The organism is Acidobacteriota bacterium, assembly GCA_039030395.1.
GTDB lineage: Bacteria > Acidobacteriota > Thermoanaerobaculia > Multivoradales > JBCCEF01 > JBCCEF01.
Genome location: JBCCEF010000009.1, coordinates 38,965 through 53,168, shown reverse-complemented (window position 1 = coordinate 53,168; position 14,204 = coordinate 38,965). Strand labels below are relative to the sequence as shown.

Below are 14,204 nucleotides of genomic sequence, written 5' to 3'. Positions count from 1 at the left end.
TTGATCGCCTCGATGGCTTTACTTTCACTATTCTCTCCAGGTGCGGTTAGGGCGCAGGAGTATACTGAGCCGTCCCTGCCGGAGACGTCCTTGAGTGTCGCCGACCCCATGCTTCAGGGTCTTGGCAGTGGTGCCTGCGAGTATGACTGGAGCCTGGGTGATGATCAAGCTTGTTCGCTTGACTTTTGAGGATGATGGCGGTGACTCAACGACAGTTCCTGTCGAGGCGTCGGGTTTCTCGACTTCGAATCTCGAAACGTGGTACATCGGAAATCAGTCTACTGCCGATAGTGACCCTTTTTATCGCTTGAGTTCGGGTACTGATTCAATGGACAGTCCAGTGACGGCTGAGACAGGTCATTCCCTTGACCGCCTTCTTGGCTACGCCTGGCTGCAGAATCCGGGGGAGCCCGCTCCTCGCCAAGGAATCACACCTATTTCTCGCTACGTTTCCGGGCTGGACCATCGCACTTGGCTGACATCTCAGGGACCTAGTGGCGGCTATTCGGTGGATCAAGTGTTCGATGCTGCACATCCCAACACCCAACTAGTCCTTGATGCGATCGGGGATATGGTGCAGTCCCTTGTGCGGTTCGCAGCAGATACGCCAAACTGCCGAAACCCCAACTCGACGCAGTCAGGCGGTGCGCATTGCTCGATCTCCGGTTCGAACAACCTCATGTTCACAGAGCGCTGGGCCGGTAGTCCGGTCATCAGTACGGTTGAGGTTGTTGATTCCGTGGATCCTTTGAAGACGGGAGAACTCTCGACACTACTGAGACCACTTGAGTTTTGCCACAATGGTCAATCGCTACCCGATCCGCTGCCTTGGCCCAACGCTGACCCGTACCTTCCCCTTGCCTGGAAGGGGCATCTCAAGAGAACCGATACGGTCGGATGTCGGATGACTGGTACTGGATTTGTATGGCCGGATATCATCAAAACGTCAACCCAGGCCGAGCTGGCCTACGACGGCCGGATTTCTGATGTTCTGAATGTGGAGAATGTTCATTGGCTGAAGGCTGAGCCCTTTGGCGATTACCAGGCGGGAGATTTTTCAGTTGAGCTGGTGAATCTTGCGACTCAGCAGGTTCTTGCAATTGATCCGTACTGTGATGGTGGTGACTTTGTTTTTGATCAGCCGTGCGTGTTGACAGGCCTAGATAACTCGTTTCCATATGCAGTACTGTTTTCTCGGAGTGATGGCGATTTCTCTATCGCGCTAGCTCGATTGGATCTCACATCGCAGTCGGTGACGAGCGTGTGGGTGCGGTGCGGGCTGAATTGTACCCCTCAACGAGTTGGGCTGATCATCGCTATGTTCGATCGCAAGACCGTGGAGCGAAATGATCTCTCCGACGAAATGACGTCGTACCTTATCTCGAACTCCAGGAGTATTGTCTTGTCTCGCCTTGCCACGTTGGCTAACGATGGTGGCGACTGTCCGATGCTGCCGGTCGTTGGTTCGACGATCTTCGTCGATGGATTCGAGAGCGGAGGAACAGGTTTGTGGACAACCACGGTGCAGTCGCCGACCCACGGAACTATGTGCGTGCTCGATAATCGTAGGCCTGGCCAACGGTCCAAGGCTCAAAACGCTCGGAGTTGGAGTGGTCCCTGATGGATCCCGAGGTGGCGAACATCTACTTCATCTCATCGGTGCCCTTCCGGGTGCGCCCGAGCGACCTCCTCGCCATCGTCGTCTTTGCCCTCGGCGTCAACCTCCTGGCCTGCGCTCGGCCCGCCTGGCGAGCCGCCAAGATCGACCCCGCCGAGGCCCTAAGCTATGAGTGAATCGACCGTGGATCCAACTCCGTACCTCGCCGCCGTCGTCCAGATGAACTCCGGTTCCGACGCCGAAGGCAACTGGCGCCAGGCCAAAGAACTCATCGACCGCGCCGCCGGCTACGGCGCCCGCTGGATCGGAACGCCAGAGAACACCCCCTACCTCGGTCCCCACCACGAGAAAGTCCGTCTGGCCGAAGACCTCGACGGCCCCACTTGCGGCCGATTCGCAAACCTGGCGGCCCGGCACGGTATTCACCTTCTCCTCGGCTCTTTCGCCGAAAAGGCCCCCGCGCCGGGCAAGTGCTACAACACCTCCGTCCTCTTCGACCCTCAAGGCCAGCGCCTCGCCGTCTACCGCAAGATCCACCTGTTCGACGTCGAGCTTTCTGCCGCCGTCACCTTCCGCGAATCCGACACCGTCGAACCCGGCACTGAGTCCGTGACGGTTCCCACCGACCTCGGCACCTTCGGCTTGTCGGTTTGCTACGACCTGAGGTTCCCTGAGCTCTACCGTCGCCTCGTCGACCAAGGCGCCCACCTCCTCACCGTCCCAGCCGCCTTCACCCTCACCACCGGCCGCGCCCACTGGCTGCCGCTACTGCGAGCGCGGGCGATCGAAACCCAATGCTGGGTCCTCGCCCCGGCCCAGCACGGCGAGCACGATGACAAGGGCCTGCGAGAGAGCTTCGGGCATGCCTGCCTTGTGGACCCCTGGGGGCAGGTGGTGGCGGATGCGCCGGATGGACCGGGGTTGGCGCTGGCAGAGGTAGACTTGGGGAAGGCTGAGGAGGTCCGGAGGGGTATTCCTGTGGGGGAACATCGGCGAATTACGAGATATTGAGCCCACTCTTTGCATTATTAAATGCTATTGAGTAATATGAAAATATGTATTGTTGTGCATTAAATGCTTGCGGAGATCGGTCAGAAAATCACCCCGCGGAGATTCTTCCAAGTTCAAAATATTTTATTATTTTTTTATAAAAATAGTAATGTAAGAACATTCCTGATTCGATGGAGTTTGGCTCCACATTTCTCGAGAGTTTGGGCAATCAATTTGGCGGCGGCGCGAAAATGCGGCGCTGCTCACCGCAACCAGGTGCAAGCCACGAGGGTGCTACCTGAATTTCAGATCTGTTGAGATAACGGAATTTTGTTCTGAGGCGCGCCGTCGGTCGTTCGGGTGGCACTGGGCCGGGGTGGATGGCCGATAACAATCCGTTTGTCATCGACGGGACGGTGATCGATCAGAATACGTTCTCCAGGAACGATGGCAGCTTGCCAGTGGGCCAAAACTACATTGCCAGCGCCAACCGAGGTGTGGCTGACGCCCTCGGCTTCTCCGATACCCAGGCGGTGATGTACTCGTTCTTGGAGCCGGGTATGTGGTGTGTGGGCCTGGCTGCCGACGACGTCAATATGGTCCGAATGGGAATGACGGGATCCGATCATATCGCTGGAAATGCGGATGACTACACCGTCGTGCAGGTCTTTGAGACCGACTGCTCCGCAGCCGACGTTCTCGTTCGGTTGAGCGATTTCTTTCTGGGTCCCGGCCAGCTCGGAGCTTGCTTGTCCGAATATGAGAACTCGTTCGCGCAGCCACCCTCACCAATCGGCATCAAACCCTGAAGCCTGGACTTGGATTCACACGGCTCCGGGTCGACATCGATCCAGACACCGATTGGGATTTTGGAGTGCCTGTCTTTTTCGACGGGTTCGAAGCAGGTGACACCACAGCTTGGTCAGCAGTGATTCCGTAGACCAACCCCGGTCATGGAGGAAGGTCACGCCTCCTGAAAGCGGGGCGGTAACGCTCTGGCAACGTGCCGCCAATCGGGTGGCGCCAGGGGAGGCAGCAATCGTAGGGGATCTGGCAGGCGCCTTGAGGACCTTCGCCGGTGTACAGTGGGATCCCATGAGCCCAGGTTCCATCGACTCCTACGAGACCCATGCCCGCGAGTACCTGCGGGCGCGAGACCGCTCTTCGATCGGTGCCGGTGTGGCGGCGGACTGGGCGCGATCGCTCGTCCCCGGCACCGAGGTGCTGGAGCTCGGCTGTGGCGGCGGCATGCCGGTGACGCGAGCGCTGCTGGATGCCGGGCTCAGCGTCTGGGCGATCGACTCGTCTCCCACACTGATCGAGACCTTCCGGTCGCGGTTCCCGGAGGTTCCGGTGGATTGCGCGAACGCTCTGGAGAGCCCGTTTCTCGATCGCGAGTACGGTGCGGTGATCGCGGTCGGGCTGATGTTTCTGCTCAGCGCGGACGATCAGGCGAGGCTCATGCAGCGGGTGTCGAAGGCCCTCCGGCCTGGCGGCCGGTTCCTGCTCTCGGCGCCCGTGGAGGCCGGGAAGTGGATCGACCGCATTGCTGGATGCGAGTGCCGCTCCCTCGGGCGCGAGGGGTATGAGGCTCTTTTCGCCGAGAGGTCTCTCGAGTTGAAGGCGACCTGCGAGGATGAAGGTCAGAATCACTATTACGAGGTGAGGCGGCGACCCTTACTGGCTAGATGCCTTGCTACGGCGACCCGTTGATGCAAGCTCAGGTCCCACCATCCGGCAACCGCGCACATCGGTGGCAGGCGGGTTGAGATCACTTCGTCGCGACGGGCCGAAGCTTCTCGCAAGCGTGCTTCCCTTCGGCCCGTGGTGGTCATCGATCGCATTGCCCAGGAGTCAATGGGTCTGCTAGGGTCACGGGGTATGCCCAGATTTCGGTATCTGAGTGCCCCGGCCGCTTGGCTGATGCTGGCCGCGTTCGTCCTCGGTGGAGGACTGATCGCGACGCACAGCCACGACGGGCACCCCGGTGGGGAGTTCAGTTCGGTCGTTCTCACCGGCGGACACGACCTGCCCAACGCCACCAAACACGTCGAATCGTCGACCTCCATCGACGGCGAGCAGTGCCCAGCCTGCGCGGCTGGGCGGCGCCAAGGAGCCTTGGACGCCTCGCAGCCGACCTCGCGAGCACCGGTGATGGTGACGCGGGATGTTCGCGCGGCGGACGACCTCATGGTCTCCGGCTTCGACGACCTGCCGCCTGCTCCACGCGGACCCCCGATCGTCTGACCCAGCGGCCCTGTCGCCGCCCGTCAGTAGACCCGTCCCTTTTCAGCCGAACGACGGTTCGGGAAGCACCTACCTCGACCGAGCTCTCGGCCGGGGCATACCCAATATGCGGTTCTCGTGGAGTCCGACCGATGAAGTCGAATTGCCTTTTCCGTAGTCCTACTCTCGGGGTGGTGGCGCTTGCGCTCGCCCTATCCGGCACAGTTCTTTCCGCCCAAACGGCCACTGGTGGCCTGAGCGGAGTCGTCCGCACGCCCGATGGCAAAGCGGTCGACGATGCGGTGATCACCGTCGCCTCGACCCGCTTCCGCGCGGCCACCGACGCAGACGGCACCTTCTCCCTGACAGGGCTTCCTGTTGGAAATCACACTCTCGAGATCGAGAGCCCGAGCCGCGGCCGCGCCGTCGAGCGGTTTGAGATCACGGCCGGCGAGACGGCGGAGATCGAGGTCTCCTTGGCCAGATCGGTCGAGTCGGAGACGATTGAGGTGACGGCGCGGCGCCAGGCCTATCGAGGCGATTTCGAGCCGCATGAGGTGCCGCAGGCCGAGCTCACGATCGGCCCGCAGGCCATTCGCGACGCGGGCGCTCTCGATCTCAGCCAGGCTCTCGATCTATCGGCTTCGGTCGCGCGGCAGAACAATTTCGGCGGCTTGTGGAACAGTTTCGCGCTGCGCGGTTTCGTCGGAGACGAAAACCTGCCGAGCAACTACCTGGTCAATGGCTTCAACGCCGGCCGCGGCTTCTCCGGGCCGCGCGATCTGGCAGGGATCGAGGCGGTCGAGGTGCTCAAGGGTCCCCGTGCGGCCTTGCTCGGAAGAGGCGAGCCGGGCGGCTCGATCAATCTGGTCACCAAGCGGCCGACTTTCGACACCGCTGGCGAGCTCAAGTTCACCGCCGGCAGTTTCGACTTCACTCGTGTCGATGCGGACTGGACGACTCCCGTCAACGACAAAGTCGCGGTACGCCTGGTCGGCTTCTACGAAGATGCCGGCAGCTTCCGCGACACCGTCGAGACCACGAAGGTCGGGCTCTATCCGTCCATCGCCATCAACCTGACCCCGTCGACTCAAGTCGTGTACGAACTCGAGTACACGGATCAGGAGCTTCCCTTCGATCGTGGGGTGGTGGCCGTGGACAACCAACTCGGCGTGATACCGATCGAGACCTTCTTGGGCGAGCCCGGCAACGGACCGATGGACGCCACGGTGGTCGGCCACCAGCTCGAGCTGAAAACGGAGTTCAACGACACTTGGAGCGGTCTGTTCGGAGTCAATCTTCGCGACACCTCGCTCGAAGGCTTCGATACGGCCGCGACGCTCTCCGGGTCCCGGCAGTTTCTGTTGCGCGATGGACAGACTCTCTCTCGCGAGCGCCGCTTCCGGGACTATGACGCCGAGTACTTCGTTTTGCGCGGCGAGGTGTCCGGCGAGTTTCAAACGGGCGGCCTGACTCACCGTATTCTGATCGGTGCGGATGTCGACCGTTTCGAGAACGATCAGGTGTTCCTCCGCGCCCGCGGTGGCGGCATTCGTCCGGGCGAAGACCCGAACGATCCCGCGGCTGGGGAGCGCCTGCAGACGATCGACATCTTCGACCCGGTCTACGGGCGATTTCCCTTGCCGACGCCGGGTCCCCTCACCGATCGGGTCGAGACTCAGGAGTCGGTCGGCTTTTTCGTTCAGGACCAGATCAGCCTGACGGACCGGCTCGATGTTCGGATCGGGGCGCGCTTCGACGACTACCAGCAGGAGCTCAACAACCGCAGATCGGGATCGGTGACCGACCAGAGCGACACGCAGGTGTCTCCTCAGCTCGGGCTGGTCTATCTCCTGAACGGGCAGGTCTCGCTCTATGCGTCGTACGGTGAAAACTTCCGCCCACTGTCCGGCGGTCTCGACCCGAACACGAGCACATCGACCGAAGTCGGCGTGAAGTTCGAGCTGAACGAAGGCGCGATGGTGGGTACGGCAACGGTTTTCCAAGTGGAGCAGGAGAACATCTCGACGGTGGACGACAACTTCAACGCCACCGCGATCGGCGAGGCGGAGAGTCACGGGTTCGAACTGGACCTCAACGGAGACCTGGCGAAGGGTCTCACTCTCTGGCTGTCCTACACCTATGTCGATGCGCAGACTGAGAACGATTTCAACGATCCGAATTTTGGCGTCGGAATTCCTGCCGGCCAGCGCTTGCTCAACATTCCCGAGCATCAACTGGGGGTTCAGTTGGTCAAGGACTTCAGCGACCGCGGCTGGCCGCTGCGCGTGGGAGGCGGTGTCCTCCATGTCGGCGAGCGACTCGGCCAATTTGGAGACTTCTTTGGTCAGGGCCTCAGCGATTTTGTGTTGCCGGACTACACGATCTTGCGGCTCTTCGCCGACTACGAGGTGAACGAGGCGATTTCGCTGCGAGTGGACATCGACAATCTGTCGGACGAGGAGTACTACACGAATTCATTCGCGTCGCTGTGGGTTCAGCCGGGGACACCGCTGGCTGCCAGCGCGACGGCCGCCTACCGATTCTAGTCGAGGAGACGGTCATGAGTTTTTCACTCGAAACACGGTCTTTGTGTGTTGAGCGTTCGCGCGAGCCGGTGCTGAAGGACGTTTCCTTTGGCGTCGCCCCCGGGGAGGTCTACGCCCTGCTAGGTGGCAACGGCGCCGGGAAGTCGACGACGCTGCTGACGTTCTTGGGGTTTCTCGAGCCTTCGGCCGGCGAGGTCAGGGTGCAAGGTCGGATTGTTTCCGACCAACTCGCCTCTTCGCGGAAGGCGGTTTCCTACCTGCCCGAGGCGGCGACGCTCTACGGTCATCTGGATGCCTATCAGAATCTCGAGTACTTCCTGTCCCTGGCGAAGGTGCAGGCCTCGCGGGCAGACCTCGACTCCGCCTTGGACACGGTGTCGCTCCATAGCGATGCTCGGGCTAAGCGCATGGACACCTACTCGAAGGGGATGCGCCAGAAAGTGGCGATCGCGCTGGCACTGCTTCGCGAAACGCCGATCCTGCTCCTGGACGAGCCGACCTCGGGATTGGATCCGATCGCCATCGATGAGTTCCACGCGCTGGTGAGGGAACTGGCGGCGAAGGGCAAGACCGTCCTGATGGTCACCCACGATGTCTATGGAGCGTGCCAGGTGGCCGACCGGATCGGATTGTTGCGAAGAGGCGAACTCGTTGGGGCCTTTGACCGAAGCGCCGAGGGCAGCATCGAAACGGAGGCAGTTCACGCGGCGTTCGCCGGGCGGTCCGCGGAATGAGCACCGTGCTCACCATCGCGAGCGGCGAGATTCGATTGTGGCGGCGTACCCGCGTGGCGGTCCTCGCCGTGAGCGTCTTCGCCATCGTTCTTGTCGTGTCCTGTCTGCTGACGGCACTGCGGATCAGCAAGGCCGCCGAGGAGCGCAGCCGGCAGCAGGCGGCGGCGGAAGAAACCTTCCTTTCCCAGCCGGAGCGCCATCCGCACCGGATGGTGCACTACGGGCACTACGCCTTCCGGCCTCCGCCTCCGCTTGCCATCGTCGACCCGGGTGTCGATGCGATGACCGGCCAGTCCATCTTCCTCGAAGGGCACCGCCAGAATACGGCGATGTTCTCGGATGCCCATGCCAGCGCTGATCTCGGCGGTCTCGGCAGCCTGACCCCGGCGCTTGTCTATCAGTTCCTGCTTCCGCTCCTACTCATCGTCATCGGCCATGCCGTCATGGTGCGCGAGCGCGAAGCGCGGACGCTGGGTCCGCTCCTGGCGCAGGGCGTGACGGGCCGCCAGTTGTACGCTGGCAAGAGCGCAGCACTTTTGGGTGTCGCGGCGGTGATGCTGGTCCCGATGCTGCTCATGAGCGCCTACGGAGTGCTTTGGGGAGAGAGTTTCGCGGCCAGCCTCGGACTGTTCGGCATCTACGTCGCCTATGCCTTGGTCTGGTGCAGCGCCATCGTGCTCGTTTCGACCTTGGGCAAGGCGCGGGGCGTTGCGCTCGGCATCCTCGCTTCTCTCTGGCTGACCAGCACGCTGGTGGTTCCGCCGCTCGCGGTCGCGACAGCGGATGTTGCGGTGCCTTCCGAGGGCAAGGCTCAGTCCGACCTTCGGATGCAAGCCGAAATACGGAAGCTCGGCGATGGTCACAACGCGGCGGATCCGGCCTTCGCGAAGCTGCGGGCCAACTTGCTCGCCCTGTACGACGTCGAAGACGTTGCGGATCTGCCGATCAACTTCCGCGGCGTCGTCGCCCAGAGCTCCGAGGCCAGTCTCACCGAGCTCATGAATCGCTACGCCGAGGAGCGGATGGCGTTGGAGCTTCGGCAATCCAGCCGTGCGGCGATCTTCGGTTGGCTGTCGCCGACGATGGCGGTCTCCAGCGCGTCGCGAGCCGTTGCCGGCACCGACCTCGGCACCCATCATCGGTTCATGCGTGAGACCGAGGCGCTGAGATTCGACTTTGTTCAGGGTCTGAACCGGGTCCATGCACAACAGCTCGCATACAGTGACGACATCCATCGCAGCCGAGACCCGGACGCCGAGCGTCGCACCCGGGTGTCGGCGGAAAACTGGCAAGTCCTCGAGTCGTTCCGCTTTGAGCCCGATCCAGCAGGCCCGCGTTGGCGACGCGCGAGCGCGAGTGTGCTGCCGTTGCTTGCCTGGTTGGGGGTGTTCACGGTGCTCGGCTTTGCGTCTTCGGGTCGGGTGAAACCGTGAAGGGTGTCGCTCGGGAACTCGCTTTCCTCCTCCGCGATCGCGGTGTTCTCCTGTTCCTTGTCGTGGCTCTAGCCGCCTCCTCCGTCGCAGTCCTGTTGGGGGTAGTGGAAGTTGCACAGCAGAGGGCGACGATCGCTGAACTGCTCGCAGCCGATCGCGCCGAGCGGCAGGTCGTCCAGGCCGGGCAGACCGACTGGGGCGGCGCCGCCTACTACACGTTTCACCTGACCGTCGACGAACCGACGAACTTCGCCTTTGCCGCCCTGGGACAGAGAGACGTGTCGCCCTGGAAGCACCGCATTCGACTTCTCGCCCTCGAAGGACAAATCTATGAGTCCGATGCGGGAAACCCCGATTTCGCTCTGATCGGCCGATTTGACTACGCCTTCGTCGTCAGCCTGCTGGCGCCCCTGCTTCTGATCTTGTTGTTGCACGACGTGCGTTCCTCCGAACGGGCTGCCGGTCGCTATGAATGGCTCAGTGCCACGTCTGGGAGAGAGCGTTCGCCCTGGCGGATGCGGTCCGGGCTCAAGGTCGCTCTGTTGACGGGTTGTTTGCTCTTTCCGCTCTGGATCGGAGGGCTTGCTTCGAACTCCGGAGCAGGTGTTCTCGCGTCGGCAAGCCTGTTGACGGCGCTCCACCTGTTGTTTTGGTGGGGCGTCTGCAGCCTGGTCGATCGTTGCGGATGGACGAGTTCCGTCAATCTCGTTGCGGCGTGCGGCGTCTGGCTCCTGCTTGCCGTGATCGCACCCGCGGCCATCCAGGCCGCCGTCGATGCGTCGATCCCTCTACCCGATGGCGGCGACATCGTGCTGACGCAACGGGAGGCGGTGAATGACGCCTGGGACCTGCCGAAAGAGGCGACCATGGAGCCGTTCGTCGCTCGACACCCGGAATGGGAAGACCACATGGAGGTGACTCGCCCCTTTGAATGGAAGTGGTACTACGCCTTCCAGCAAGTAGGGGACCAAAAGGCCGAGGAGATTTCCCTCGCCTATCGAGACGGGCGCCAGCGCCGGGAGTCTCTGGCGGGAAAACTCTCCTGGCTGTCACCACCCGCTTGGATGGAGCGATCTCTGCAAAGAGCGGCCCGGACCGATGGTCGGTCGGCACTCGACTACGAGGATCGGGTGAGGCAGTATCACGCGGAGCTGAGAGCTTGGTACTACCCGAAGCTCTTCCCTGGCCTGCCCTTCGACCAGGACCGCCTGGCAGGAGTTCCGGAATATTCGGACTAGAGGCGACAGTGCTGCGGGGCGCCGCGCAGCAGCCAAAGATGGCCGGTTCCGCCCCTTCCAAGAAGGTGCCACCCGAATTTCAAGGCTTTTGAAATCAGAGGTTTACGATCTGAAGGCGCGGCGTCGGCCATTCGGGTGGCACCGGAGCGGGTGGAGGTTCCCGAGCGGTTGGTAACGGGGAGGGTGGTCGACCTTTCTCACCAGACCACGGTCTAGCTGAACCCGATCGCAAACTGCTTGCGCTTTCTCCTTTAGTCGAAGTTCGAGCTTCAACCTTCGACTTGGCCTTTCCGAGCCTCTTGGGTGGACATTCTTTGATACCAGGAATGGGAGATGAAATGGGTATCGAAACTGGCCTTGGACTCCTGGGGAGTGTTCTGGGCGCCCTGACAAGCCTTGCTGCGGGAGGAATGCTGTCAACAGAATCCGGTCGCGCCCTCCTTCGGTTTCTATACAAGAAACCAAGAGTCGCGAGTCCCCATTCCGCGCGTTTGGTGAGTCTAACGGTCGAACTTCAGCGCGTCTCACGGGAGATGGACGCTGCTCTCCTGCAACTCGAGCCAGTGATTCGAGACCGAAGAGAGACCGTCTCTCGTCTGGAGTCAGAACTCCTGGAGCTAAAGACTCGGGAGGATGATTTGAAGGTAAGTATCGAGCACCTGGAAAATGTCCCACTGGCTGCCGCCGAATACTTCAAGGACTTTCTCGACTCTGTACAGAGTCGAAACAGGAAACGTGACTATCTACTCTTTGGACTAGGGGTAGTTGCGTCGACGGTGATAGCTGTCGTGCTACAGCTTGCATTTCGGTAGTTCAAACGACGGGCTTGGACGGCCCTAGAGCGGCCTCGGTTCCAAGAGTCTAGGTGGCACTTCTCGCAGTGGTCTTTGGTGGTTGGCTGCGGCAGGTCGCAAGAGTAGAGAAGTCACTGCGGGACTGCCGCTACAATTTCGCTTAAGATTGAGGAATTATTGATTTATGGCCGTCTTGTCCTGCGGTTGCGGACGGGGGAGGGTTCGCGGGTGAAAGAGAAATTCTTCAGGTTCACGGGTGGCTTGGCGGCTGCACAAGGGGCTCTCGCTGGCTGGTCCGAAGAATTCAGCAAGTTCTACTCGTCCGGTTACCGCTGTCCGAAATGCGACGAAAGACTCGTCGACGGTATCGGTGCCGTCTCCGCCAGGTTCTACGGCGCTGGCAATCGTAGGATCCCGGTCTGGAAGATGGCGCCCTACCGCGCTGAGCGTGCGGAGTGTCCCAGGTGCCTCTACTCGTGGCCGGTGAAGGACGATTCGCTTCCAGCGAGTTCTCAAGATGCAGCGAAGGTCGTGGGAGTTCAGGAAACGGAGCGAGTGGAGGAGCACCTCGGCAAAGACCTGAGGACGATCGACAACTCTCGAAGCTCGGCGGCCATCAAGCGGCGGTTCACCATCAGCAAGCAGTGGACCAGAACCCTGTCGGTCGAATATGAGCAGGCCGAGTCTCAGAATGCCGGTTTCTCCCTGGGGGCGGATGGGGTAGGAGTGGAATCGTCGATTGAAGAGTCGATTCGAAGGAAGTACGCCCTGGAGGAATCGACGACGGAGTCCTACTCAGAAGAAGTAGAAATCAGTGTGCCCGGCAAGACCCATCTATCGGTCATCTTCAACTGGAAGAAGATCTGGCAACTCGGAGTCGTTTCCGTTCAGATCCAAGCCGGGCAGGTTGTACAGATTCCCTTCCGCGTCGCGGTGGGTTTGACCTTTGACCAGATCCAGGCCGATTCGGACGGGACGGGCTAATCCCTCGCACCGTGCCATCCCATGGAGGTGCCATCCCATGGAGGTGCCACCCGATTGTCAAGCGTCTTGAAATCAGTGGTTTGATCGCGGTTCCAACGCCGAACGGGCCCGTCAGGAGACGCGCAGCACCAGGTAGGTGACATCGTCTTCGAGTTCTCGCCCGCTCCAGGTGGAGACTCTTCGACTCAGTGCCGCCACAATGTCTTCCGGCGATGCGTCGGGCTCGACGGCGTCGGAAAAGAATCCTTCGACGCCTTCGTAGCCCAGCACCTCGCCCTCGGCGCCTTGGAGCTCGGGCAGTCCGTCGCTCATCAGCAGTAGGGTGTCGCCTGCTTCGAGATCGACCCTTGCCAGCGAGTAGGGAAAGTCCATCGGTGATCCCAGGGGAGCTCCGCTGAGTGCCAGTTCCTCGACCGAGCCCGTGACGTGGCGGTGAATCAAGGCCGGCGGCATTCCCGCGCCTACGACTTCGAGCCGTCGACCGGTGAGGTGAGCGAGGGCGAAGGCCATGTGAAGCCTTCCGAGACGCATGGTCCGCAGGGCCTTCGCCATCCTCGCTGCGACATCGACGAGATCGTCCGTGTTGGCGCTGTAGGCAAAGAGGCTCTTGGCCGCTACTACCATCATGCCGGCTTTCAAGCCGTGGCCGGTCGCGTCTCCCAAGGCGAACAGCAGGGAGCCGTCCTCACGCTCGATGACGTCGTAGTAGTCGCCGCCCACTTCCGTCGCGGTTTCCATACGAGCCGCCATCCGGACCTCCGGACGCCGAGGAAGCTCTCGCGGTACCAAGGAAAGCTGCAGCTCCCGCGCCTGATCGAGCTCCAGGGACTTTCGAGCATCTTCCTCCTCGAGGAGCCGGCGCTCGAGTTCGGCCTGGTGCTGGATCTGTGCTTCGCGCCGTCGGCTGACGCCCCGCGCCGCCACCGATGCGGGAAGGGCGAACAAGAGGGATAACAGCACCGCACCACCAATCAGTGAGCGCCGTAGGCGGCCGAGTTCCGCGTAGACTCGATCCAGATTCTTGTGAGTCGAGACGGTCCAGCCAGTGCCGGGAACGCTCGTGAAGTACACCTTCTCCTCGGACATTTGCGGCCCAAAGGTCAGCAGGCCGTCGGCGCTTTCTCCGCGCTCGATAAAGGTGCTCCACGGACCTTGCGCTTCCTGTCCGCCGGCCGGCGAGAAGATCGCTCCCGGCTTGACGTCCATACCGAGCTTGTCGAGGTTCGGGTGACTGAGGTAGCGGCTGCTACCCCGCTCGATCAGGCAAACGTATCCACGGTCCACGTCGCTACCCGCCGTCGCCGCCTGGAACTCGAGAATCGCCTCGTCTTCACTCAGTCCAGCCTGCAGTCGAGATTCCAGAAAGGCGGTCATCGAGCGCGCCTGGCGCTGATTCACGTCGCTGGCCAGGTCGAGATACACCCGCTGCGCGAAGCCAAGAATCCACGGTACGGCTGCGAAGCCGACGACGAGGATGGACAAGAAGACAGCGGCGAAGGTGTAGAACGTGGGGCGCCACGTCGCTGCGATGGTGCGCTGTTGGTCAACACGATCCATGTGGAGACTTCCTCTCTGAAGCGGGGTCTATCCAGGTGCTATCGAAGGGTGGCGTCAGGTTGAAGGCCCCCAGAGATCTGA

General features: G+C 61.5%; 12 protein-coding genes. 11 read left to right on the top strand and 1 reads right to left on the bottom strand.

The features are described 5' to 3' along the window. Positions 1–160 precede the first annotated feature (160 nt). The 11 genes from AAF481_10790 (at position 161) to AAF481_10740 (ending at position 12,566) form a co-directional block, all read left to right on the top strand. Positions 161–1,621 carry a hypothetical protein gene (locus AAF481_10790; GenBank protein ID MEM7481650.1) on the top strand — a complete coding sequence of 487 codons (1,461 nt, stop codon included), beginning with the start codon at positions 161–163 and terminating at the stop codon, positions 1,619–1,621. After that, positions 1,621–1,794, top strand: a complete 174-nt coding sequence (locus AAF481_10785; protein MEM7481649.1) for a hypothetical protein — start codon at positions 1,621–1,623, stop codon at positions 1,792–1,794. The genes AAF481_10790 and AAF481_10785 overlap by 1 nt, the downstream gene beginning before the upstream one ends. Further along, on the top strand, positions 1,787–2,629 hold the full coding sequence (locus AAF481_10780) for a carbon-nitrogen hydrolase family protein (GenBank protein MEM7481648.1): 843 nt from the start codon (positions 1,787–1,789) through the stop codon (positions 2,627–2,629). Before AAF481_10785 ends, AAF481_10780 begins: the two co-directional genes overlap by 8 nt. Positions 2,630–2,988: 359 nt before the next feature. After that, positions 2,989–3,417 carry a hypothetical protein gene (locus tag AAF481_10775; GenBank protein ID MEM7481647.1) on the top strand — a complete coding sequence of 143 codons (429 nt, stop codon included), beginning with the start codon at positions 2,989–2,991 and terminating at the stop codon, positions 3,415–3,417. 286 nt (positions 3,418–3,703) lie between these two features. Then, positions 3,704–4,321 (top strand): class I SAM-dependent methyltransferase, encoded by a 618-nt coding sequence (locus AAF481_10770; protein MEM7481646.1) that lies wholly within the window; start codon positions 3,704–3,706, stop codon positions 4,319–4,321. Between the two features lie 168 nt (positions 4,322–4,489). Then, positions 4,490–4,855, top strand: coding sequence for a hypothetical protein (locus AAF481_10765; protein MEM7481645.1), 366 nt, complete (start codon positions 4,490–4,492; stop codon positions 4,853–4,855). A gap of 131 nt (positions 4,856–4,986) precedes the next feature. Then, positions 4,987–7,383 carry a TonB-dependent receptor gene (locus tag AAF481_10760; GenBank protein ID MEM7481644.1) on the top strand — a complete coding sequence of 799 codons (2,397 nt, stop codon included), beginning with the start codon at positions 4,987–4,989 and terminating at the stop codon, positions 7,381–7,383. A gap of 14 nt (positions 7,384–7,397) precedes the next feature. Further along, a complete protein-coding gene (locus AAF481_10755; GenBank protein ID MEM7481643.1) occupies positions 7,398–8,117 on the top strand; it encodes an ABC transporter ATP-binding protein in 720 nt (239 codons plus the stop codon). Next, positions 8,114–9,550 (top strand): DUF3526 domain-containing protein, encoded by a 1,437-nt coding sequence (locus AAF481_10750; GenBank protein MEM7481642.1) that lies wholly within the window; start codon positions 8,114–8,116, stop codon positions 9,548–9,550. Before AAF481_10755 ends, AAF481_10750 begins: the two co-directional genes overlap by 4 nt. Further along, positions 9,547–10,788 carry a DUF3526 domain-containing protein gene (locus AAF481_10745; protein MEM7481641.1) on the top strand — a complete coding sequence of 414 codons (1,242 nt, stop codon included), beginning with the start codon at positions 9,547–9,549 and terminating at the stop codon, positions 10,786–10,788. The genes AAF481_10750 and AAF481_10745 overlap by 4 nt, the downstream gene beginning before the upstream one ends. A gap of 1,022 nt (positions 10,789–11,810) precedes the next feature. Then, on the top strand, positions 11,811–12,566 hold the full coding sequence (locus tag AAF481_10740; GenBank protein MEM7481640.1) for a hypothetical protein: 756 nt from the start codon (positions 11,811–11,813) through the stop codon (positions 12,564–12,566). 111 nt (positions 12,567–12,677) lie between these two features. Here AAF481_10740 and AAF481_10735 read toward each other — a convergent pair whose 3' ends face one another. Next, on the bottom strand, positions 12,678–14,123 hold the full coding sequence (locus AAF481_10735; GenBank protein MEM7481639.1) for a SpoIIE family protein phosphatase: 1,446 nt from the start codon (positions 14,121–14,123) through the stop codon (positions 12,678–12,680). Between the last annotated feature and the right edge of the window lie 81 nt (positions 14,124–14,204).